The sequence below is a fragment of the Pseudomonas sp. P1_C12 genome, from assembly GCF_056406435.1.
Genome location: NZ_JBFUAE010000001.1, coordinates 625,694 through 648,283 on the forward strand (window position 1 = coordinate 625,694; position 22,590 = coordinate 648,283).

Sequence of the window (22,590 nt, forward strand, 5' to 3'; positions counted from 1 at the left end):
ACTTTTTATAAGGGAATCCCATGTCCAAGACCCAGTTGTTCGACCTCGACGGCAAGATCGCTTTCGTCTCCGGCGCCAGCCGTGGCATCGGTGAAGCCATCGCCAAACTGTTGGCCCAGCAAGGCGCCCACGTGATCGTCTCGAGCCGCAAACTCGAAGGCTGCCAACACGTCGCCGACGCGATCATCGCCGCCGGCGGCAAGGCCACCGCCATCGCCTGCCACATCGGCGAAATGGAACAGATCAGCCAGGTCTTCGCCGGGATCCGCGAACAGTTCGGCCGCCTCGACATCCTGGTCAACAACGCCGCGACCAACCCGCAGTTCTGCAACGTGCTGGACACCGACCTCAGCGCCTTCCAGAAAACCGTCGACGTGAACATCCGCGGCTACTTCTTCATGTCGGTCGAAGCCGGCAAGCTGATGCGCGAAAACGGTGGCGGCAGCATCATCAACGTGGCGTCGATCAACGGTGTTTCGCCGGGGATCTTCCAGGGCATCTATTCGGTGACCAAGGCGGCGGTGATCAACATGACCAAGGTGTTTGCCAAGGAGTGTGCGCAGTTCGGGATTCGTTGCAATGCGTTGTTGCCGGGGTTGACGGATACCAAGTTCGCTTCGGCACTGGTGAAGAACGAAGCCATTCTGAACAGTGCTTTACAGCAGATTCCGCTGAAGCGGGTGGCGGATCCAAGCGAAATGGCGGGGGCAGTGCTTTATTTGGCGAGTGATGCTTCGAGTTATACGACTGGGGTTTCGTTGAATGTGGATGGGGGGTTCTTGTCCTGAACGGGGACACTGGATGAACAAAAGGCAGTCTCTGACTGCCTTTTGTTATTTGCCGTCGATCAATTACATAGGTGAATCCGGTGGGTCGATATTTTCCAGTGCCTAATACACCTCCAGCCTCAATAATCCTACAAAATTTGGTGCTTATCCTTTTTCCGAAAATGCATCTAAATTACCAATTCTGCACATCCAAACGTAACGATGCCGTGTACGGTTTTCCATCCAGTGTCGATACTGCTAATAGGTCATACTCACCAACGCCAAATCCTACTGTGCCATACATGATCCCGGCGGCATTAGTTATGCCCGTTGTTGGCGAAGTGGCGGAGCAATCAACCGTCACTGAAACACCCGCTATGGGGGAGTTGTCCGGTCCGGTAACCCGAACATGCGTGAAATAAACACCCATCGGGATTTTCACCACGGCTGGGGGAACAGGTAGCTCCACGAATTCACTACCCCCATCTCCATCCCCACGCTTCCTCATGAACCTCAGCTTATAAACCCCTTCCAATAATCTGTTAATCGGCGTAAGAAGCGCCGCCGCCTCTCCCGCGCTAAACAACTTCAACTTGAACGTTCCATTCTTCGCTGCGCCTGTGAGCGCCCACTCGTGCGTTGTGGATAGTTGGCGAAGAGGCGGCTGACTGGCAAGATCGCCATGTACAAGAGGGCTATCAGGAACCCAGTCAAGGGCCAAGGGAACGCCCTTCAACACTTCTGCGTTCTTGTAACCCAAAGTGAGTGTTTTGGTTTCCCCCCCGACGAAATCCGCCCCGTTTGCCGGTATCGCAACGCCGTCCAACAAAACTGTCGCCTCATCAGCCAGGTTGGTCGACAGCAACTTGCTCACCGCCACGCTGATCGGCGTGGTCATGCCCTTGCCCGCCAACGCCAATTGGAACGTTCCGCTTTTGGTGTTCCCCGTCACCGCCCAGCTATACGTGGTTTGCTCACTGCCGAAGGCTGGTGCACTCACCACGTTGGCGGCATCCAGGCCGCTTTTGATGGTACAGCTCAGCGTGACCGGAAGACCGGCCAGCGGGCTGCCGGCTTTGGGCGTGATGATCAGGGTCTGGGCCGCTCCCCTGTAGAACACGTTACCCGTCGCTGGAACCGGCAGATTGGCGATTTTAACGTCGGCCTCATCGGCCAGGTTGGTCGATACAAGCTTGCTGATCGACAAGGTAATCGGCGTGGTCATGCCCTTGCCCGCCAATGCCAGCTGGAACGTTCCGCTTTTTGTGTTCCCCGTCACCGCCCAGCTATACGTGGTTTGCTCACTGCCGAAGACTGGTGCACTCACCACATTGGCGGCAACCAGGCCGCTTTTGATGGTACAGCTCAGCGTGACTGGAAGACCGGCCAGCGGGCTGCCTGATTTGGGGGTCAACGTAACCGTTTGCGCCTTACCGCGGTAAAACCAATTACCTCCGGCGGGCACGGCGACGCCGCCAATTTTCACGTCGGCCTCATCGGCCAGGTTGTTCGAAATCACCAGGCTTCGATGGTCCCACGACACCAGCACTTCCCGGCTATAAAAACTCAGGGTGATACGACCGCTCTTGCCAGCGTCCGGCGTAATCTTCCACTTGAACCGGCCATCGACGGGAGACACCCAATCGCCAAAATTTGGCAATGCTACGATGTTCAAACCGCCACCCTCAACCAGCCCCAGATTGAGCTCCCTGGCGATTTCGGGTGGAACCTCCACCGTCACATCGTTCTCCTGCCCACGGAGTAAAACGAGCTCCGCCCCCCATTCCACTTTCTTGCCGTTGATCAACAATGTGGCTTGTTCCCAAGGGCTTTCTGCAACGGTTGCAGCGTTTAGTTCGGCGGTCATGACGACGATTCCTTTTCAGCGATGGACATAAAAACAGTCCGTTAACTATCAGGAAAAATCGGCACGCTGGAAACTGTCATAACTGACAGGTCAGCTAGAACATGGTGCGATAAAAACCCAAACTCTCGTATCAAAAGTCATATAGAGAATGAAATCAGTACTCCACTCAACAGCGGGATCACTCTCGCATTCAGTGCCTGCCACATCGGCGAAATGGAACTGATCAGCCAGGTCTTCGCCGGGATCAAGGAACAGTTCGGCAACCTCGACATTCTGGTCAACAACGCCGCGACCAACCCGCCGTTCTGCAACGTGCTGGACACCGACCTCAGCGCCTTCCAGAAAACCGTCGACGTGAACATCCGCGGCTACTTCTTCATGTCGGTCGAAGCCTGCAAGCTGATGCGCGAAAACGGTGGCGGCAGCATCATCAACGTGGCCTCGATCAACGGTGTTTCACCGTAAGCGATCCATCACCTACACATTCAAAGCCTCCAGTTGAAATCTGATGCTGTGCTCCCGATCCTTTCTGGAGCCAGTCCGTCAGATGCGTCCCGACGCCAAAGTCGAAAAAGTGTATCTCTATCCCAAGCCCATGGACTTCCGAAAACCCATCGATGGCCTCGCCGCTCTGGTCGAGCTGGACATCAAACATCGTCGACCAGAAAGAACAGATCGAGTTGCTGCGCGACCGCTTGCTCGGGCGCAAGTCCGAACAGACCGTCGAGCCCAATACGCCGCAACTGGCGCTGCTCAACGAGCCCGAAAGCGAACCGATGCCGCTCGTTGATAACCCTGACGAAGAAGCCGTTGCGCCGACACCGCGCCGTGGCAAGCGCAAGCCGTTGTCGGCCGATCTGCCGCGTATCGAAGTCATCCTCGAACTGCCCGAACACGAACTGACCTGTGCCTGCGGTTGCCGCAAATACGCCATCGGCGAAGAGACCAGCGAGCAGTTGGACATTGTGCCGATGCAGATCCGTGTCATCAGGCACATCCGCAAGGTCTACGGTTGCCGGCGCTGTGAAACCGCACCGATCACATCTGACAAGCCTGCCCAACTGATGGAAAAAGCATGGCCAGCCCCAGCGTGTTGGCCATGCTGCCCTGCGCAGCGCCAATCATTCATGGGTATATAACCCATGCAAACGACGGAAGGGACGGAAGGGACGGAAAGTTAACAAATGCAACCAGGTGGAAGTTCCTGTTTTTTTTTGGGCGGGGGCAACCAAGCAGGTTAGGATTGAGGAAAACCCTGCAGTAAAAAACTGCAGGGTATAGTGGCTTTTAACCTTGAATCGAGACCTTCTAATGGGTGTCCCCTTCCTATTTAATCGGATCTATTTAGTCGTCCACTAGTGCTTCTATTCGGGTTGTTTCGCAGGCCTGCCTCGCGCTCGATGCGATATTCGCAATCCAGCAATGTGTTTAATCTCATTCGTGAATTGATTAAATAAATCTTCACTACCCCCTTCCCTCATTCAATTACACGAAAACTCGCCGTCACGCTCATATCATCAACGCTTGCGTTCAGTATAAAATGAGTACCAACATAAACATTCTCTTTGAGGGATACAATCATTGTTACACCGTTGGCTGTTATGGGTTGAGAACTGACAATTGGTGGCGAAGAATTCATATACATTTCCCAATATACCCCCCCACTTAATTCGAGGGGGGCACTGGTGGAAATATCCGGCTTTAACTTGAAAGTCAGTGGCAATCGGGTACCTTTTTTGATGTCAATAAATAATCCAGACCGTAGCTCTCCGTTGTAGTAAACATCAAGATCATGTCGCATAGCCATAAAGTTAGCCGCCGTTAGGAGCATCACCGTTTCTGTAGCATTGAATAGCTTTAGCTTGAATGCGCCCTGTTTACGCCTCGCGCCTATGAACTTCCATTCATGCTTCGCGGATAATTGGCGAAAAGGCGGTTGGCAAACAATATCACCATCTTCAAGGCCCGATTCAAGAACCGCATCAAGGGCCAAGGGAACATCCCTCCACACTTCCCCGCTCTTGTAATTCAAAGTAACTGTATAAGTTGTACTTCCTTGGAACGTTGCATGGTGTGTTTCTGGCCACAGTCTGCCGTCAATTACAGGTGTCACCTCATCATACAGGTTGCGAGACGACAACCTGCTCACTGCCACAGTGATCGGGTTGGTCATGTCCTTGCCCGCGAGACGCAGCTGGAACGTTCCCTTGTTGGCCGAGCCAGTGACGTCCCAACGATGAGGAGTGGTTTGCGCGCTAGCAAATGCAGGCACACTCACCACATCGTCCGGATCAAGGCCGCTTATGATCGTGCAGGTCAGCGTTACCGGATACCCGGGGAGCGGACTGCCAGGTTTGGGCGTCAGCGTAACGGCTTGGGCTTGCCCCCAGAAAAACTGATTGCCATCAGGAGGAACCGCCACGCCATTGATCTTGACTTCGGCTTCGTCGGCCAGGTTGGTCGACAGCAACTTGCTCACCGCCACCGTGATCGGGCGGGTCATGTCCCTGCCCGCAAGACTCAGCTGGAAGGTTCCGCTTTTGGTCGAGCCGGTGACGCGCCAGCTATGAGTTGTTTGCTCACTGCCAAATGCAGGCGCACTCACCACATTGACCGCATCAAGGCCACTTTTAACCTCGCACATCAGCTTCACCCGATGCCCGGCGATCGGACTGCCAGGTTTGGGCGTCAGCGTAACGACCTGTGCCTGTCCCCTGAAAAATACATTGCCACCGGGAGGAACCGCTACGCCATTGATCTTGACGTCCGCCTCTTCCGTCAGGTACCGCGACATTACCTTGCACACGGGCAGCGTAATGCCAGTAGTCATGTCCGCACCGTTCAACTCCAGTTTGAACGTGCCGCTGTTGGTATGGGATTTGACTGCCCAGGTATTCTTGCCTGACGCGGTGACCGTCAGATTGCCAGGTTGCACGCCAGTGAGCGGCGTGCCTGTCAGCTCCAACGGATAGTCTTGCAGGGGGCTGCCTGGCTTGTAGGTCAGGGTGACGGTCTGCGGCTCATTCCTGAAAAACACGGCACCGGCGGCCGGGGAAGCAACACCGCCCACCAGGACCTGATCCACTTCATCCGCCAGGTTGCTCGAAATCACCAGGCTTCGATGCTCCCACGACGCCTCCACTTCCCTGCTGTAAAACGCCAGGGTGATAACACCGCTCTTGCCAGCGTCCGACGTAATCTTCCAATTGAACCGGTCATCGACGGGAGCCACCCACTCGTCAAAATTCGGCGATGCGACGATGTTCAAACCGCCACCCTCAGCCAGGCCCAGATTGATCGCCCTGGCGATCGCGGGTGGAGCCTCCACCGTCACATCGTTCTCCTGCCCACGGAGCAAAACGAGCTCCGCCCCCCATTCCACTTTCTTGCCGTTAATCAACAATGTGGCTTGTTCCCAAGGGCTCTCCGCATACACATTGATCGTAAAACTCTGCTCTACCGTTGTGTCGTCATAAGGGCTGTGAACCTTTGCAGTCATCGTATGCTCACCCACGGTGGTGACGGCATGTTCGAACTTGCTCCACCCCCGACCGGTAGTCGGCACCTTCTGCACAATCTCCCCGCCGTAGTACCACTCGACCTCAACGCCCTCCACTTCCTTGCCTGTATAAAATGAACCGATTTGAACCTCCGCGGCCACTTTGTCCCCCACCACCGGAGCGCTGATCGGGTCACGTTTACTGAGAATGGCTCGCCGATAGTCGCCCAATTTCAATGCGACTTTACAAGGCGCGGCGGTAAATTCACTTTGCAGCTGAAGATTGAAATCGATGTCCGTTCCATTCGCCGGGCAATTCAACTTCCACTCAGTGCCCGCCGCCAGAAACTTCTGATACTGGCCCAACTCAGGATCGGTAGTGATCGGTGAGGACTCCCCCTGAACCTGATTGAAACTCACTCCCTGATTCACCCACGGGCTATCCGACCCGGCCGCAATCTTGAAGTCATGTTCAGCTCCGTGACAGATGTACACGGGTTCGTTTCCTGTGGCTCCGGCTTTAAATTCGATGGTCATGGCGGGCTCTCGATGCTGGCAAGTGAATGATCAGGGATGGTCATTCAACTATCAGGAAAAATCGGTACGCCAGAAACTGTCAGAGTTGACAGTTTCTCTAGAACCATTTGCGATAAAGAAGCGCTTCAAAAGACCGATGGCTTTCGGCAACTGCCAGCCGAACTGCACCGACAGCACTCGCAATGACCAACACGACGGCACGCACGAGCGGCGGCAGCATCCGCGCATCGCGCGGTTCGCGCCTTCGATTTCCTCAACACGGGCCGACTGAAGGCCGCGCTGGGGTTTACTGCGTCACGCAGCGAGTCGTGGTGGTGACTCGGGTCACCTCCCCGTCTTCGCCCCGTACATCACCGAGGACATCGGTTTTATCCATGGCCTGGCAGGTACGTTCAGGAGGTGGTGGAGTGACTGTTGGAGGGGGTGGCGGACTGGCACAGCCGCCGAGAATCGCCACGCACAATGCCAGCGACAAAGGTGAGATAACGCGTTTCCCAAGAGTTTTCATCGGTTGACCCGCGATAAGTGATCGACACATTTTTGTGACAACAGAACCGGCGTGTAAAATCCACACGCCTGTCACAAAAATAAATATCCGCGAATCACTTATGGCCCGGCCGGTGGCATTTGCACCTTACCGTTGCCCCTTGGGCCGCCATTCGCTGGAGAACAGTCCCCGCTCCCGCGCCCAGACAATCGCTTCATTGCGGCTGTGCACATTGAGTTTGGAATACACCGCCGCCACATGGTTACGCACTGTATTCGGCGCGAGTTTCAGGCGCGCGGCGATTTCCTTGTCGGCCCGGCCTTCGCATATCAGGCCCAGCACTTCGCGCTCACGGGCAGTCAGGTCGGTGAAGGACACGCTGGGCAACTTCGGTGAATTGACGTTCTTCACCTTGGCCAGTTTTTCGATCAGCGTGCGGCTGAACCATGAGGCGTCCTTCATCGCTTCCTCGATGGCCGACACCAGTTCCAGCTCGGTGCGCCTGCGCTCGGTGATGTCCACCAGCACCAGCAGATAGCAGGGGTTGTCTTGAATGTTCACAGTGTCCGCCGACACGGTGCAATCGATCAGCCCGGCGTCTTTTCTGCGCACGCGCACATCGATGCGGTCCAGGCTGCCGGTTTTCTCCAGCGCGGCGAACAGCCAGATGCGCGCGTTTTTGTCGTCGATGAAATCGATCTGCGCAATGCTGATCCCAAGCACTTCCTCACGGGGATAACCGAGGGTATCGAGGAACGCTTCGTTGACGTCCAGCACCCGTTGATCAGCCGCGTAGCACAATAGAATCGGCACCGGGGACAGGCGAAACGCGCAAGCGAAACGTTGCTCGGCGCTGACCCGGTCGGTGACATCGTCCATGATCAATACCAGCGATTCCGGCTCGCCATGGCTGTCGGTCAATACCAGGCCGCGCACGCGATGGACCCAGGTACGCTCTTCGTCCGCCGCCGAGGTCACCTCCACCAGCACATCGCTGAACGTCTCGCCACGGGCCACCCGGTTGATCGGATAGCTGTCGGCTGGCACCCCATGATTGTTGCGATGGCGCAAGGCGAAGCGTTTGGCATACGCCTCGGCGTTGGCACCCAGTTCGCTGACTTGCGAGACACCGTGCATAGCCAGCGCCGCCTCGTTGGCCCACAGGATGCTCTGGTCGGGGTCCAGCAGAATCACCCCGTCGGACAGGCCGGCGATGATTTGCTGCAACTGACGGCGATTGGTTTCAGTGGTCAGGACGTCCTGGCTCATAGGATCTCCCCGCGTGCGGCGGCGCAGTCATGCGCCGGCCTGTGAAGATTACGACCGCGGGCGTTCATGATCGTGCAGATGTAGGAGCTGCCGAAGGTTCGGGCCGCGTAAGCACGCGATTTTTTTGGCGTATTTGAAATATTTCGCAAATGCTTTCAACCATGGCGTCCACGCTAACGGCTAACGTTCATCTGTCAATACATTTCAAGGAGGGCAAGGAATGCCTGTCGCTGCAAATGGATGTCGCCTGCGCAACGCTCGATTTTCGGAATCAGGTCGTATTTATCTACTGACCGCTGTCGCCCATCGACGAGAGCCGGTGTTCGCAGATTGGCGGATTGGACGGCTTCTGGTCGATCAACTACGTTGTGCCGATGAAGCATCGCTAGTGACCTCCATGGCCTGGGTTGTCATGCCGGATCATCTGCATTGGTTGATGGAATTGAAGCACGGCACGTTGGCCGAGCTGATGTTCCGAATCAAATCCAGAAGCAGCCGCTCGATCAATCTTGTGCGTGGTGATATGGGCCGTCTGTGGCAGCGTGGTTACTACGACCGTGCTTTGCGCCGGGAAGAAGACATCAAGGACGCTGCCCGCTACATCGTCATGAATCCGTTGCGTGCGGGGTTGGTGAAGCGCATTGGCGATTACTCGCTGTGGGATGCCATTTGGGTTTGAAGATCAAGATCAAAAGATCGCAGCCTTCGGCAGCTCCTACGGGGTACACAATTCTCTGTAGGAGCTGCCGAAGGCTGCGATCTTTTTAGGCTCAGGCAGTCAACTCGCCCTTCGCCACCGCCGCCGAAGCCGCCAGCATCGCTCGCAACAACACAGCACACCCCGCCGCCAGATCGTCCGGCGCGGCGTTTTCGATTTCGTTATGACTAATGCCGCCTTCGCACGGCACGAAGATCATCCCGGCCGGGCCGAGTTCGGCGAGAAAGATCGCGTCGTGCCCGGCGCCGCTGACGATGTCCATGTGCGAAAGGCCCAAGTCTTGGGCGGCGCCGCGCACGGCTTCAACGCAGCCTTTGTCGAAGTACAGCGGCGGGAAGTCGGCCGTTGGCGTGAGCTCGAAGGTCAGGCCGTGTTCGTCGCAGGTGGTTTCGATGACTTCGCGCACTTCGTCGATCATCGAGTCCAGGCGCGCCGGTTCCAGGTGCCGGAAGTCCAGGGTCATGCGCACTTCGCCGGGGATGACGTTGCGCGAGCCGGGATAGGCTTGTAGGCAACCGACGGTGCCGCAGGCATGGGGTTGATGGCTGAGGGCGGCGCGATTGAGCGCTCCGACGATCACCGCGGCACCGACCAGGGCGTCCTTGCGCAGGTGCATCGGAGTCGGGCCGGCATGGGCTTCGACGCCGCGCAGTTTCAGGTCGAACCATTTCTGCCCGAGGGCGCCCATGACCACGCCTATGGTCTTGCGTTCGTCTTCAAGGATCGGGCCTTGCTCGATGTGGGCTTCGAAATAAGCGCCGACTTTGTGGCCACTGACTTTACGCGGGCCAGCGTAGCCAATGGCATTCAGCGCTTCACCCACGGTCACGCCATCGGCATCGACCTTGGCCAGGGTTTCCTCGAGGGTGAATTTTTCCGCGAACACGCCGGAACCCATCATGCACGGGGCGAAGCGCGAGCCTTCCTCGTTGGTCCAGACCACCACTTCCAGCGGCGCTTCGGTTTCGATGTTCAGGTCGTTTAGGGTGCGCAGCACTTCGACGCCCGCCAGCACACCGAAGCAACCATCGAACTTGCCGCCGGTGGGCTGGGTGTCGATGTGGCTGCCGGTCATCACCGGCGGCAGGTCGGGGTTGCGCCCGGGACGGCGAGCGAAGATGTTGCCGACGGCGTCGATGCTGACGGTGCAGCCGGCATCGATACACCACTTGACGAAGATGTCCCGGGCCTGGCGGTCGAGGTCGGTCAGGGCCAGGCGACACACGCCGCCCTTGACCGTGGCGCCGAGCCTGGCCAGTTCCATGAGCGATTGCCACAGGCGGTCGCGGTTGATGTGCTGATGGCTGGACTGCAGAACGTCTACGGCTGCGTTCATGATGATCTCCTCAGGCTGTTCTTATGTATTTCTTCAGGCAGTTCTTCGGTGGATTTGAGATCGTCTTCGCTGGCAAGCCAGCTCCTACAGGGGAATGCGTTTGCAATGTAGGAGCTGGCTTGCCAGCGAAGGGGCCATTCGCTACACCGCGGATTTCGCGACAGACGGGCTGGGCCGCATCACACTCAACCCGTAATAAATCACCCCTCCGAGGGCCGAGCCGGTGAACCAGCCATAGCTGTAGAACCAGCTGAACGCATCGCTGCCCAGGGACAGCAACGTCAACACCACCGGCACGCCAAAGGCCATGAAACCGCACCAGTTCCACGCCGGATACACGTCATCGCGGTACAGGCCGGCAAGGTCGAGTTGCTGTTTCTTGATCAGGAAATAGTCCACCACCATGATCCCGGCAATTGGTCCCAGCAGGCTGGAATAGCCAAGCAACCAGTTGGAATAGACGGTTTCGAGACTGACGTCCGAGACAATCAGGCCCAGTTTTTTCAGCAGTTCATGGGCCATCAATGCCAACCCGACAAACCCGGTGAGCAATACTGCCTTGGTACGGTTGATCGCCTTGGGCGCGATGTTCTGGAAGTCATTGGTCGGCGACACGATATTCGCTGCGGTATTGGTCGACAGCGTGGCGATGATGATCAGCGCCATCGCCAGTGCGACCCAGACCGGGCTCTGGATATGACCGATCAGGGTCACCGGATCGGACACCGTGACCCCCACCAGTTTCACCGAGGCGGCGGTCATCACCACGCCCAGGGACGCGAACAGGAACATGGTCAGCGGCAACCCGATGATCTGCCCGACGATCTGGTCCTTCTGGCTTTTTGCATAGCGGCTGAAGTCCGGGATGTTCAGTGACAGCGTGGCCCAGAAACCGACCATCGCCGTCAGCCCGGCAGCGAAGTAGCTGGCCACGCCGGCGCCTTCGGGACGCTTGGCCGGAATTGCCAGCAATTCGCTCATCGACACATTGGGCATGGCCCAGACCAGCAGGCCTGCGCCCACCAGCACCAACAGCGGCGCCGACAGGGTTTCCAGCCATTTGATCGACTCGGCGCCGCGAATCACCACCCACAGATTCAGCGCCCAGAACACCATGAAGCCGATGACTTCGCCGGTGCCGCCCAGGGATTTCCAGCCCTCGAACACCGAACCGAGGAACAGGTGTATCGCCAGCCCGCCGAACATGGTCTGGATGCCGAACCAGCCACACGCCACCAGGGCGCGGATCAGGCACGGAATGTTGGAACCGAGCACGCCGAAGGACGAGCGCAGCAACACCGGAAAGGGAATGCCGTACTTGGTGCCGGGAAAGGCGTTAAGCGTCAGGGGAATCAATACGATGATATTGGCGAACAGAATCGCCAGCAGCGCTTCGCCGACGCTCAGGCCGAAGTAGGCGGTCAGCACACCGCCGAGGGTGTAGGTCGGCACGCAGATCGCCATGCCGACCCACAGCGCGGTGATGTGCCATTTGTTCCAGGTGCGTTCGCGCACCTTGGTCGGTGCAATGTCGTGGTTGTAACGGGGACTGTCGAGGACATCGCTGCCGGCTTCGAGCTCGAACAAGCCGTCGCGCTCGGTCACTTGCGATCTGATCTGTTGCATGGCCGCTCCACTGTTCTTTTGATTATTGTTGCTCATCAGGGTCTGGCGGCATCAATAAACGTGCCGTGTGCCCCGATTACGCATCGGGCAGTTCCATAAACACATTGCAACCAACTGATATTTATCAGTTTTATTCGCTGACTCGACTATTTGTCAGGCCACTCAGGCCGAATGCCAGGCAAGTTGTCCGGACAGTCAGGACTCAAACTGGTGCGTTGATCTTTTTTTCAATGGCTGCGCATCAACCATAGACCATACTCAAACAGCTGATTTCACATAGGAAATCTTGACTATTTTTCGATCCTGTCAAGTGCGTCAAAATGGTGAGCGGTCTCACCATTTTGGTGATTGCTATATTTATTCTTTAAATATCAAATAGTTAACAATTGCATAAGCTTATAAAAAATATTCTTGCCGATTCTGATAAGTGCAGCTAGCGTTTATTCCTGACAGTGCTGACAGGAATAAATCTGTCCGGGCTGTTTTTATATAGAACATCTAGAACCGGCATAAGCCGGTCATTGCCTGCGAGGAACTCGGAATGTCTCTGTTGATCCGTGGCGCCACCGTTATTACCCATGATGAAAGTTATCGCGCCGATGTGTATTGCGCAGACGGCGTGATCAAGGCCATCGGCGAAAATCTCGATATACCTGCAGGCGCCGAAGTGCTCGACGGCAGCGGCCAGTACCTGATGCCCGGCGGCATCGACCCGCACACCCACATGCAACTGCCTTTCATGGGCACTGTGGCCAGCGAGGACTTTTACAGTGGCACGGCGGCGGGACTGGCCGGCGGCACCACCTCGATCATCGATTTCGTGATTCCCAATCCGCAGCAATCCTTGCTCGAAGCCTTCCATCAGTGGCGTGGCTGGGCCGAGAAGTCGGCGTCGGACTACGGCTTTCACGTCGCCATTACCTGGTGGAGCGAGCAGGTCCGCGAGGAAATGGCCGAGCTTGTCAGCCAGCACGGCGTCAACAGCTTCAAGCATTTCATGGCCTACAAGAACGCGATCATGGCCGCCGATGACACCCTGGTGGCGAGTTTCGAACGCTGCCTGGAACTGGGCGCGGTGCCGACCGTTCACGCGGAAAACGGTGAACTGGTGTATCACCTGCAACGCAAACTGATGGCCCAGGGCATCACCGGGCCGGAAGCGCATCCCCTGTCGCGCCCTTCCCAGGTTGAAGGCGAAGCCGCGAGCCGGGCGATCCGCATCGCCGAAACCCTGGGCACGCCTCTGTACCTGGTCCACGTCTCGACCAAGGAAGCGCTGGACGAAATCACCTACGCTCGGGGCAAAGGGCAACCGGTCTACGGCGAAGTACTAGCCGGGCACCTGCTGCTGGACGACAGCGTCTACCGCGATCCGGACTGGCAAACCGCCGCCGGTTACGTGATGAGCCCGCCGTTCCGCCCTCGCGGCCATCAAGAGGCGCTCTGGCATGGCCTGCAATCGGGCAACCTGCACACCACCGCCACCGACCACTGCTGCTTCTGCGCCGAGCAAAAAGCCGCCGGCCGCGACGACTTCAGCAAGATCCCCAACGGCACCGCCGGCATCGAAGACCGCATGGCGGTGTTGTGGGATGAAGGCGTGAACAGCGGACGCTTTTCGATGCAGCAATTCGTCGCGCTGACGTCCACCAACACGGCGAAGATCTTCAACCTCTACCCACGCAAAGGCGCGATCCGCGTCGGTGCCGATGCCGACCTGGTGCTGTGGGACCCGCAAGGCACGCGGACCATTTCCGCCAAGACCCACCATCAGCAGGTGGACTTCAACATCTTCGAAGGCAAGACCGTGCGCGGCGTGCCCAGCCACACCATCAGCCAGGGCCGCGTGGTCTGGGCCGACGGCGACCTGCGGGCCGAACGTGGGGCCGGGCGCTACATCGAACGGCCGGCGTACCCGGCGGTGTTTGATTTGCTGAGCAAGCGGGCTGAGCTGCACAAGCCTGTTGCCGTGAAACGCTGAGAGCGGCCTTCGGCCTTTCGCTGGCAAGCCAGCTCCTACAAGGGAAATGTATTCCAACCTGTAGGAGCTGGCTTGCCAGCGAAGGCGTCGTCACAAACACCGAAAAAACAATGCCCATCAGAGGCAGCACCTCAAATAACCGTGAGGCCAATACCGTGATCAAGACCCTGGACCACCTCCCGCATCCCGTTGAGAATGCGGCCGCCCTCGCCGGCCATTTCACCGATCTGGCGCCGCCGCTCAACGAGCGTCAGGCGCACCTGGAAGCCTCGCGCTGCCTGTATTGCTACGACGCGCCCTGCGTCAATGCCTGTCCGAGCGAGATCGACATTCCCTCGTTCATTCGCAACATTGCGCAGGACAACGTGCAAGGTGCCGCGCAGAAAATCCTCTCGGCCAACATCCTCGGCGGCAGTTGCGCCCGGGTGTGTCCGACGGAAATTCTTTGCCAGCAAGCCTGTGTGCGCAACAACGCTCACGAATGTGCACCGGTCATGATCGGCCTGTTGCAACGCTACGCCGTGGACAACGCCCACTTCAGCACGCACCCCTTCCAGCGCGCTGCCGCCACCGGCAAACGCATCGCCGTGGTCGGTGCCGGTCCGGCCGGTTTGTCCTGCGCCCACCGCAGTGCCATGCACGGGCATGACGTGGTGATCTTCGAGGCGCGGGAAAAGGCTGGTGGCCTCAACGAATACGGGATCGCCAAATACAAGCTGGTGGATGACTACGCACAAAAGGAGCTTGAGTTCCTGTTGCAGATTGGCGGGATCGAAATCCGCCACGGGCAGAAACTCGGAGAGAACCTGACCCTCAGCGAACTGCACCAACAGTTCGATGCGGTGTTCCTTGGCCTCGGGCTCAACGCCAGCAAACAGCTGGGCCTGGCCCACGAAGACGCGCCCGGCCTGCTCGCCGCCACCGACTACATCCGCGAACTGCGCCAGGCCGATGACCTGAGCCAACTGCCCCTGGCCGACCACTGCATTGTCCTCGGCGCAGGCAACACCGCCATCGACATGGCGGTGCAAATGGCCCGCCTCGGCGCCCACGATGTGAATCTGGTGTACCGCCGTGGCGTCGAGGACATGGGTGCCACCCATCACGAACAGGACATTGCCAAGGCCAATCAGGTGCGGCTGATGACCTGGGCACAACCCGAAGAAGTGCTGCTCGATGACCAAGGCCGCGTGCGCGGCATGCGTTTCGCCCGAACCCATCTGGTGGAAGGTCGCCTGCAAACCACTGGTGAAACCTTCGAACTGGCCGCCGATGCGATCTTCAAGGCCATCGGCCAGGCCTTCGACGGCAGCACCCTCAGCGATCCGCTGGCCCGTGAGCTCAAACGCCAGGGCGAGCGCATCGAAGTCGATGAAAACCTGCGCACCAGCATCCCCGGCGTGTATGCCGGCGGCGACTGCACCAGCCTCGACCAAGACCTTACCGTGCAAGCCGTGCAGCATGGCAAGCGCGCCGCCGAGGCAATCAATGCTCAACTGATGCTCAATGTGGAGGCTGCGTAAATGGCCGATCTGTCGATTGTCTTCGCCGGCATCAAAGCACCCAATCCCTTCTGGCTGGCCTCCGCGCCCCCCACCGACAAAGCCTACAATGTGGTCCGCGCCTTCGAGGCCGGCTGGGGCGGCGTGGTCTGGAAAACCCTGGGGGAAGACCCGGCGGCGGTGAACGTGTCGTCGCGCTACTCGGCGCACTTCGGGGCTAACCGGGAAGTACTCGGTTTTAACAACATCGAGCTGATCACCGACCGCTCTCTGGAGATCAACCTGCGGGAAATCACCCAGGTCAAAAAGGATTGGCCGGACCGCGCGCTGATTGTGTCGTTGATGGTGCCCTGCGTCGAAGAGTCCTGGAAAAACATCCTGCCGCTGGTGGAGGCCACCGGTGCCGACGGCATCGAACTGAACTTCGGCTGCCCCCACGGCATGCCGGAACGCGGCATGGGCGCTGCAGTCGGCCAGGTGCCGGAATACGTGGAACAGGTCACCCGCTGGTGCAAGACGTATTGCTCGCTGCCGGTGATCGTCAAGCTCACGCCGAACATCACCGACATCCGCGTCGCCGCCCGCGCCGCCCATCGAGGCGGTGCCGATGCGGTGTCGTTGATCAATACCATCAACTCGATCACCAGCGTCAACCTCGAACGCATGGTCGCCAACCCCATGGTCGGCAGCCAAAGCACCCATGGCGGTTATTGTGGTTCGGCCGTCAAGCCGATTGCCTTGAACATGGTCGCCGAAATCGCCCGCGACCCGCAGACCCAGGGCCTGCCAATCAGCGGCATCGGCGGCATCGGCAACTGGCGCGACGCCGCGGAATTCATCGCCCTGGGCAGCGGCTCAGTGCAGGTGTGCACCGCGGCGATGTTGCACGGTTTCCGGATTGTCGAGGACATGAAGGACGGATTGTCGCGCTGGATGGACAGTCAGGGCTACGCCAGCATCTCGGAATTTTCCGGCCGCGCGGTGGGCAACACCACGGACTGGAAGTACCTGGACATCAACTATCAGGTGATCGCGAAAATCGATCAGGAGGCGTGTATTGGCTGTGGTCGTTGCCATATCGCTTGTGAGGACACATCGCACCAGGCCGTGGCCAGCCTCAAGCAAGCGGACGGCACTCACAAGTATCAAGTGATCGATGAGGAGTGCGTGGGCTGCAACCTGTGCCAGATCACCTGCCCGGTGCAGGACTGCATCGAGATGGTGCCGGTGGAGACGGGCAAGCCGTTCCTGGACTGGAATCATGATCCGAGGAATCCGTATCACGTTGCCGTTTGATCGCTGAAGATCAAAAGATCGCAGCCTCGTTTCACTCGACAGCTCCTACAAGGGAACGCGCAATCCTGTAGGAGCTGTCGAGTGAAACGAGGCTGCGATCTTTTCGGACAATGCAAATCCTGTCGGTCTAAGGCTCCAACCCAATCCCCCGCAAAATCACACTGGTCACCGTCTGCACTGCTTTTTCGAACTGCATGTCCGACAGCGGCTGATGATCGTTGAGAATATTCACCTGGTGATCGAAGTCGGCATAGTGCTGGGTCGAGGCCCAGATCATGTACAGCAGGCTCGAGGGTTCCACCGGCAGGATGCGTTTGTCGTCCACCCACTGGCGGATTTTCGCTTCCTTCATCTTGGCCCAGTCGTACAGGCTCGCGTCCAGCGCTGCGCCGAGGGTCGGCGCGCCGTGGATGATTTCATTGGCCCAGACTTTCGAACCATATGGCCGGCTGCGGGAATGGTTCATCTTGGCGCGGATGTAGCTGCTGAGTACCACGCGTGGGTCATCGAACATCTCGAAGCACAGCGCGTCCTGCTTCCAGACTTCCAGCAAGTCGAACAGCACGGCGCTGTACAGTTCGGTCTTGGTGCTGAAGTAGTAGTGCAGGTTGGAACGCGGCAGTTGCACCTCGGCGGCGATGTCGGCCATGGCGGTGCTGCCGAAGCCCTTTTCAGCGAAGACCTTTTCCGCCCCCAGCAGGATTTTTTCGACGTTACTGCGACGAATCTCGATCTTGTGATTGCCCATGCGGATCCCCGACAACAACGTTGGGCAAGACTAGCATCCGCTCTGGACCGCGGCGACAGGGGAAAACGAAACTTCGTACAACCGCTGTCGTAAAGCTAAACTCTGCGCACTTGGAAACTGCCTGAGGTCCCCACGATGCTGCTCAAGAAAACCCTGACCGTCACTGCCCTGCTCGGCTCCCTGCTCGCCGCTTCTTCGGTGTTTGCCCACGCCCACCTGAAAAGCCAGACACCGGCCGCCGACAGCACCGTGGCCGCGCCAGCGCAATTGCGCCTGGAGTTCTCCGAGGGTATCGAGGCCAGTTTCACCAAAGTCATGCTGACCCGGGATGGCGCACCGGTAGCGATCAAAGCGCTGACCACCGAAGGCAGCGATAAAAAGACCCTGATCGTCACCCCGGCTGCGCCGTTGGCCGCCGGGGCCTACAAAGTCGAATGGCACGCAGTGTCGGTCGACACCCACAAAAGCGAAGGTGCCTACGCCTTCAAGGTTGGCCAGTAATTCATGGCGAGCGCGCTGGTGCTGTGCCGCTTCCTGCATTTCATCGTGGTGTTGATGCTGTTCGGGGGCTGGGTGTTCAGGCCCTTGCTTGCAAATGGCGAAACGGCACTGGATCAGCGACTGGCACGGACCTGCCGGTGGCTGGCCGTGGTGGCGCTGGCCAGCGGGGTCTGCTGGTTGCTGCTGATTACCGCGAGCATGGCCGGGGCGTGGGACGCGGCCTTCGATCCGTCGACCCTGGGCCTGGTGCTGGGCAACACCTTTTTCGGCCAGGTCTGGCGCTGGCATTTGCTGATCAACCTGCTGCTACTGGCGTCGCTGCTGACCCCACTACGCGCCAGCCTTGCGCTGCGCCTGATCCTCAGCGGCTTGCTGGTGGCCACGCTGGCCCCGGTCGGTCACGGCGCCATGCTCGATGGCACCGCCGGGCATTTGCTGATCCTCAATCAACTCATTCACTTGTTCTGCGTGGGTGCCTGGCTCGGCGGCTTGATGCTGCTGGTGATGATCTTGCGTCAACCCGATGGGCATTCGATCCGCGTGATGTTGCAGCGCTTCAGCGGCGTCGGTTACGGCCTGGTCGCCGGGTTGCTGATCACCGGGCTGATCAATGTGCGGGTACTCACCGGGGCATTCTGGCCGACTCCGCTGTTCAGCGGTTTCGCCTTGATCCTGTCGATCAAGGCATTGTTGGTGGCCTCGATGCTGGGCCTGGCGTTGTTCAATCGCTTGCGGATCAATGATTGCGAGCAGCGTCTGCCAACCTTGCGCGCCAGCGTGATGCTGGAGTGGATGCTGGGGCTCGGCGCAGTGGCGGCGGTCTCGCTGCTAGGCACCCTGCCCCCCATGATTTCCAACTAATAACCTCATCTCCTGTAGGAGCCGGCTTGCCGGCGAAGCGGTGGTGGCCGTGATGACGCCTTCGCTGGCAAGCCAGCTCCTACAGATCGGCTTTGTTCAAAAAATGCTGGATGGCATCAATCAATCTCCTGTAGCAGGCTCGCTCCCACAAAGTGCCATCCCTCAGTCCCTACCCTCGCAAGTCATCGTATAACTTCCGATTGACAACCCTCGAAAATCCCGCAAATATCGCCGCCAACGTTGTACGACGACATATGACAACGATAAAAACAACAAGAAACAATGGAGCGTCACAGTGAGCAAGCTCGTCCGCAATTCCTCCGCCCGTTCTTCGCGTCCAGACTTTACCCGTCGTCATACCCTGAGCCTGATCGGCTGCAGCGGCCTGGCCCTCGTCCTGCCCATCACCTGCCAGGCCGAAGGTTTCACTGACGACGCCAAGGCCACGCTGAACCTGCGCAACGCCTACATCAATCGCAACTACACCAACCCGGCCTATCCCCAGGGCAAGGCTGAAGAGTGGACGCAAAACTTCATTCTCGACGCCCGGTCCGGTTTCACCCAGGGCACCGTGGGCTTCGGTGTCGATGTACTGGGCCTGTACTCGCAGAAGCTCGATGGCGGCAAAGGCACCGGTGGCACGCAGTTATTGCCGATCCACGACGACGGCCGCCCCGCCGACAACTTCGGCCGGCTCGGCGTGGCGCTCAAAGGCAAGGTCTCGAAAACCGAATTGAAGGTCGGCGAATGGATGCCAGTGCTGCCGATCCTGCGTTCCGACGATGGCCGCTCGCTGCCGCAGACCTTCCAGGGCGCTCAGGTGACCTCCAGCGAAATAAGCGGCCTGACGCTGTATGGCGGTCAATTCCAGAAAAACAGCCCGCGTAACGACGCGAGCATGGAAGACATGTTCATGAACGGCAAAGCGGCGTTTACCTCGGACCGTTTCAACTTCGGCGGCGGTGAATATGCGTTCAATGAAAAGCGCACGCAGGTCGGCGTCTGGTACTCGGAACTCAGTGACATCTACCAGCAGCAATACTTCAACCTGACCCACAGCCAGCCCGTCGGCAACTGGACCCTGGGCGCCAACCTGGGCTATTTCATCGGCAAGGAAGACGGCAGTGCCAAGGCCGGTGACCTCGACAACAAGACCGAGTTCGCCCTGCTCTCGGCCAAATATGGCGGCAACACCTTCTACGTCGGCCTGCAAAAGCTCACCGGTGACAACGTCTGGATGCGGGTCAACGGCACCAGCGGCGGCACCCTGGCCAACGACAGCTACAACTCCAGCTACGACAACGCCCGGGAGAAATCCTGGCAAGTGCGCCACGACTACAACTTCGTCGCCCTGGGCGTTCCGGGCCTGACCCTGATGAACCGCTACATCAGTGGCGACAATGTGCACACCGGCGCCATCACCGACGGCAAGGAATGGGGCCGCGAATCCGAACTGGCCTACACGGTGCAGAGCGGCCCGCTGAAAAACCTCAACGTGAAATGGCGTAATGCGAGCATTCGCAAGAGCTTCAGCACCAACGAGTTCGATGAGAACCGGGTGTTCATCAGTTATCCGATTTCGTTGTTGTAACCCGCAAGGTTCAACACACCCCCTGTAGGAGCTGGCTTGCCAGCTCCTACAGAGATCGAGCATTGCGATGACCCTCCGTCAATTTCCACCAATGTCGCGTTGACAAGTGCCGGAAACCCTAAGGATACTCCAGCACAGTCATACGACAACCTACAACAAACCAATAACAACAACCGCGTGTCCAGGATTCCCATGACGACCACAGCAACCGCCCGCCCCCCTTTCAATCGCCTGCTGCTGACCGGCGCCGCCGGTGGCCTCGGGAAAATCCTGCGCGAAAGCCTGCGCCCCTACGCCAATGTGATTCGCCTGTCGGATATCGCCGATATCGCGCCGGCTATCGATGACCGCGAAGAAGTGATGCCCTGTGACCTCGCCGACAAGCAGGCGGTGCATCAACTGGTCGAAGGCGTGGACGCGATCCTGCACTTCGGCGGCGTGTCGACCGAGCGCTCGTTCGAAGAGATCCTCGGCGCCAACATCTGCGGCGTGTTCCACATCTACGAAGCGGCGCGCCGCCACGGCGTGAAGCGGGTGATCTTCGCCAGCTCCAACCATGTGATCGGCTTCTACAAGCAGGACGAAGTGATCGACGCCCACTCCCCTCGCCGCCCGGACAGCTACTACGGCCTGTCCAAGTCCTACGGCGAAGACATGGCCACCTTCTACTTCGACCGCTATGGCATCGAGACCGTCAGCGTGCGCATCGGCTCCTCGTTCCCGGAACCGCATAACCGCCGGATGATGAGCACCTGGCTGAGCTTCGGCGACCTGACCCGACTGCTCGAACGCGCCTTGTACACGCCGAATGTCGGCCACACCGTGGTCTACGGCATGTCCGACAACAAGGACATCTGGTGGGACAACCGTTATGCCACGGCCCTGGGTTTTGCCCCGCAGGACAGTTCCGAAGTGTTCCGCGAAAAAATCGAAGCCCAGCCGATGCCAGCCGCCGACGACCCGGCGCGGCTCTATCAGGGTGGCGCCTTCTGCGCAGCCGGTCCGTTCGGCGACTGAGCCCGCGCCGCTCACTTGATCCCCACGACAAAAACCAAGGGAATGAGTTGCCATGCAAGCCGAATTGATTGTCGACGCCCGCAACGCCGTCGGTGAAAGCCCGGTCTGGGTGCCTGAGGAAAACGCGCTGTACTGGGTCGATATTCCCGCTGGCGGTTTACAGCGCTGGAGTGCCGAAACCGGGCAGGTGGATGCCTGGAAAACCCCGGAGATGCTCGCTTGCATCGCCCGTCATCGTGACGGAGGCTGGGTCGCCGGCATGGAAAGCGGGTTCTTCCACCTGCATCCGCGCAACGACGGCAGCCTCGACAGTGAACGGCTGGCCCGCGTCGACCATGCCCGCACCGACATGCGTTTGAACGACGGCCGTTGCGATCGTCAGGGACGCTTCTGGGCCGGCAGCATGGTGCTGAACATGGGCGCCAACGCCGCCGAGGGTAGGTTGTATCGCTACAGCGCCGGGCAGCGCGAGCCGCTCGACGCCCGACTGAGCGGTTTCATCGTGCCCAACGGCCTGGGCTTCAGCCCGGACGGACGCACGATGTACCTGTCCGACTCCCATCCCCAGGTCCAGCAGATCTGGGCCTTCGACTACGACATCGACACCGGTACGCCTTCGAATCGACGCGTGTTCGTCGACATGAATCAGTACTGTGGGCGTCCCGATGGCGCGGCGGTCGACGCCGATGGCTGCTACTGGATTTGCGCCAACGATGCCGGGTTGATCCACCGTTTTACCCCCGACGGCCGACTTGACCGCTCCCTCGCCATACCGGTCAAAAAACCCACCATGTGCGCCTTCGGTGGCCCTCGACTGGACACGCTGTTCGTGACCTCGATCCGCCCCGGCGACGACCATGACCCGCAATCACTGGCCGGTGGCGTGTTCACCCTCAACCCCGGCGTAACAGGTTTACCCGAACCCCTTTTCAACGATTGAATGATGAGGGAGCTTCTGTGGCGAGGGATAAACCTCAAAAATCAAGT

General features: G+C 58.8%; 17 protein-coding genes and 2 pseudogenes. 13 read left to right on the forward strand and 6 right to left on the reverse strand.

What is annotated here, in order from left to right; genetic code table 11:
* Positions 1-20 precede the first annotated feature (20 nt).
* Positions 21-788: an SDR family oxidoreductase gene (locus AC1D19_RS02845; protein WP_477762310.1), complete on the forward strand. Its 768-nt coding sequence runs from the start codon at positions 21-23 to the stop codon at positions 786-788.
* 172 nt (positions 789-960) lie between these two features.
* On the opposite strand, the gene AC1D19_RS02850 is transcribed toward AC1D19_RS02845, so the two are convergent.
* Complete coding sequence (locus AC1D19_RS02850) at positions 961-2,634, reverse strand: hypothetical protein (protein WP_477762311.1); 1,674 nt, start codon at positions 2,632-2,634, stop codon at positions 961-963.
* Positions 2,635-2,775: 141 nt separating this feature from the next.
* Between AC1D19_RS02850 and AC1D19_RS02855 the strand changes: the two are divergent.
* Positions 2,776-3,096 (forward strand): annotated as a pseudogene (locus tag AC1D19_RS02855) (SDR family NAD(P)-dependent oxidoreductase); the annotation flags it as partial.
* A 188-nt stretch (positions 3,097-3,284) separates the two neighbouring features.
* A pseudogene (locus AC1D19_RS02860) lies at positions 3,285-3,739 on the forward strand (IS66 family transposase zinc-finger binding domain-containing protein); the annotation flags it as partial.
* A 372-nt stretch (positions 3,740-4,111) separates the two neighbouring features.
* Here AC1D19_RS02860 and AC1D19_RS02865 read toward each other — a convergent pair.
* Positions 4,112-6,670 (reverse strand): hypothetical protein, encoded by a 2,559-nt coding sequence (locus AC1D19_RS02865; RefSeq protein WP_477762312.1) that lies wholly within the window; start codon positions 6,668-6,670, stop codon positions 4,112-4,114.
* 22 nt (positions 6,671-6,692) lie between these two features.
* Here AC1D19_RS02865 and AC1D19_RS02870 point away from each other — a divergent pair, with 22 nt between their 5' ends.
* Complete coding sequence (locus AC1D19_RS02870; RefSeq protein WP_477762313.1) at positions 6,693-6,941, forward strand: hypothetical protein; 249 nt, start codon at positions 6,693-6,695, stop codon at positions 6,939-6,941.
* A 363-nt stretch (positions 6,942-7,304) separates the two neighbouring features.
* Here AC1D19_RS02870 and AC1D19_RS02875 read toward each other — a convergent pair whose 3' ends face one another.
* Positions 7,305-8,426, reverse strand: coding sequence for a helix-turn-helix transcriptional regulator (locus AC1D19_RS02875; protein ID WP_477762314.1), 1,122 nt, complete (start codon positions 8,424-8,426; stop codon positions 7,305-7,307).
* A gap of 220 nt (positions 8,427-8,646) precedes the next feature.
* On the opposite strand from AC1D19_RS02875, the gene AC1D19_RS02880 reads away from it, so the two are divergent.
* Positions 8,647-9,105 (forward strand): REP-associated tyrosine transposase, encoded by a 459-nt coding sequence (locus AC1D19_RS02880; protein ID WP_477762315.1) that lies wholly within the window; start codon positions 8,647-8,649, stop codon positions 9,103-9,105.
* A gap of 91 nt (positions 9,106-9,196) precedes the next feature.
* Here AC1D19_RS02880 and AC1D19_RS02885 read toward each other — a convergent pair whose 3' ends face one another.
* Both AC1D19_RS02885 and AC1D19_RS02890 read right to left on the reverse strand, forming a co-directional pair.
* Positions 9,197-10,480, reverse strand: a complete 1,284-nt coding sequence (locus tag AC1D19_RS02885) for a Zn-dependent hydrolase (protein WP_477762316.1) — start codon at positions 10,478-10,480, stop codon at positions 9,197-9,199.
* A gap of 141 nt (positions 10,481-10,621) precedes the next feature.
* Entirely contained in the window at positions 10,622-12,106 is a 1,485-nt protein-coding gene (locus AC1D19_RS02890; protein WP_477762317.1) for an NCS1 family nucleobase:cation symporter-1, read from the reverse strand.
* Between the two features lie 541 nt (positions 12,107-12,647).
* On the opposite strand from AC1D19_RS02890, the gene hydA reads away from it, so the two are divergent.
* The 3 genes from hydA (at position 12,648) to preA (ending at position 16,885) form a co-directional block, all read left to right on the forward strand.
* On the forward strand, positions 12,648-14,087 hold the full coding sequence (hydA, locus tag AC1D19_RS02895; RefSeq protein WP_477762318.1) for a dihydropyrimidinase: 1,440 nt from the start codon (positions 12,648-12,650) through the stop codon (positions 14,085-14,087).
* 155 nt (positions 14,088-14,242) lie between these two features.
* A complete protein-coding gene (locus tag AC1D19_RS02900) occupies positions 14,243-15,610 on the forward strand; it encodes an NAD(P)-dependent oxidoreductase (protein ID WP_477762347.1) in 1,368 nt (455 codons plus the stop codon).
* Positions 15,611-16,885 carry an NAD-dependent dihydropyrimidine dehydrogenase subunit PreA gene (preA, locus tag AC1D19_RS02905; RefSeq protein WP_477762319.1) on the forward strand — a complete coding sequence of 425 codons (1,275 nt, stop codon included), beginning with the start codon at positions 15,611-15,613 and terminating at the stop codon, positions 16,883-16,885.
* Positions 16,886-17,012: 127 nt separating this feature from the next.
* On the opposite strand, the gene AC1D19_RS02910 is transcribed toward preA, so the two are convergent.
* On the reverse strand, positions 17,013-17,633 hold the full coding sequence (locus tag AC1D19_RS02910; RefSeq protein ID WP_008017494.1) for a TetR/AcrR family transcriptional regulator: 621 nt from the start codon (positions 17,631-17,633) through the stop codon (positions 17,013-17,015).
* A 135-nt stretch (positions 17,634-17,768) separates the two neighbouring features.
* On the opposite strand from AC1D19_RS02910, the gene copC reads away from it, so the two are divergent.
* The 5 genes from copC to AC1D19_RS02935 all read left to right on the forward strand — a co-directional run bounded on the left by copC (position 17,769) and on the right by AC1D19_RS02935 (position 22,543).
* Entirely contained in the window at positions 17,769-18,134 is a 366-nt protein-coding gene (gene copC, locus AC1D19_RS02915; protein ID WP_477762320.1) for a copper homeostasis periplasmic binding protein CopC, read from the forward strand.
* 3 nt (positions 18,135-18,137) lie between these two features.
* Positions 18,138-18,995, forward strand: a complete 858-nt coding sequence (gene copD, locus AC1D19_RS02920) for a copper homeostasis membrane protein CopD (RefSeq protein ID WP_477762321.1) — start codon at positions 18,138-18,140, stop codon at positions 18,993-18,995.
* A gap of 295 nt (positions 18,996-19,290) precedes the next feature.
* Positions 19,291-20,586, forward strand: a complete 1,296-nt coding sequence (locus AC1D19_RS02925) for an OprD family porin (protein WP_477762322.1) — start codon at positions 19,291-19,293, stop codon at positions 20,584-20,586.
* Positions 20,587-20,778: 192 nt separating this feature from the next.
* On the forward strand, positions 20,779-21,603 hold the full coding sequence (locus AC1D19_RS02930; RefSeq protein WP_477754760.1) for an NAD-dependent epimerase/dehydratase family protein: 825 nt from the start codon (positions 20,779-20,781) through the stop codon (positions 21,601-21,603).
* A 52-nt stretch (positions 21,604-21,655) separates the two neighbouring features.
* Positions 21,656-22,543: an SMP-30/gluconolactonase/LRE family protein gene (locus AC1D19_RS02935; RefSeq protein WP_477762323.1), complete on the forward strand. Its 888-nt coding sequence runs from the start codon at positions 21,656-21,658 to the stop codon at positions 22,541-22,543.
* The last annotated feature ends 47 nt before the right edge of the window (positions 22,544-22,590 follow it).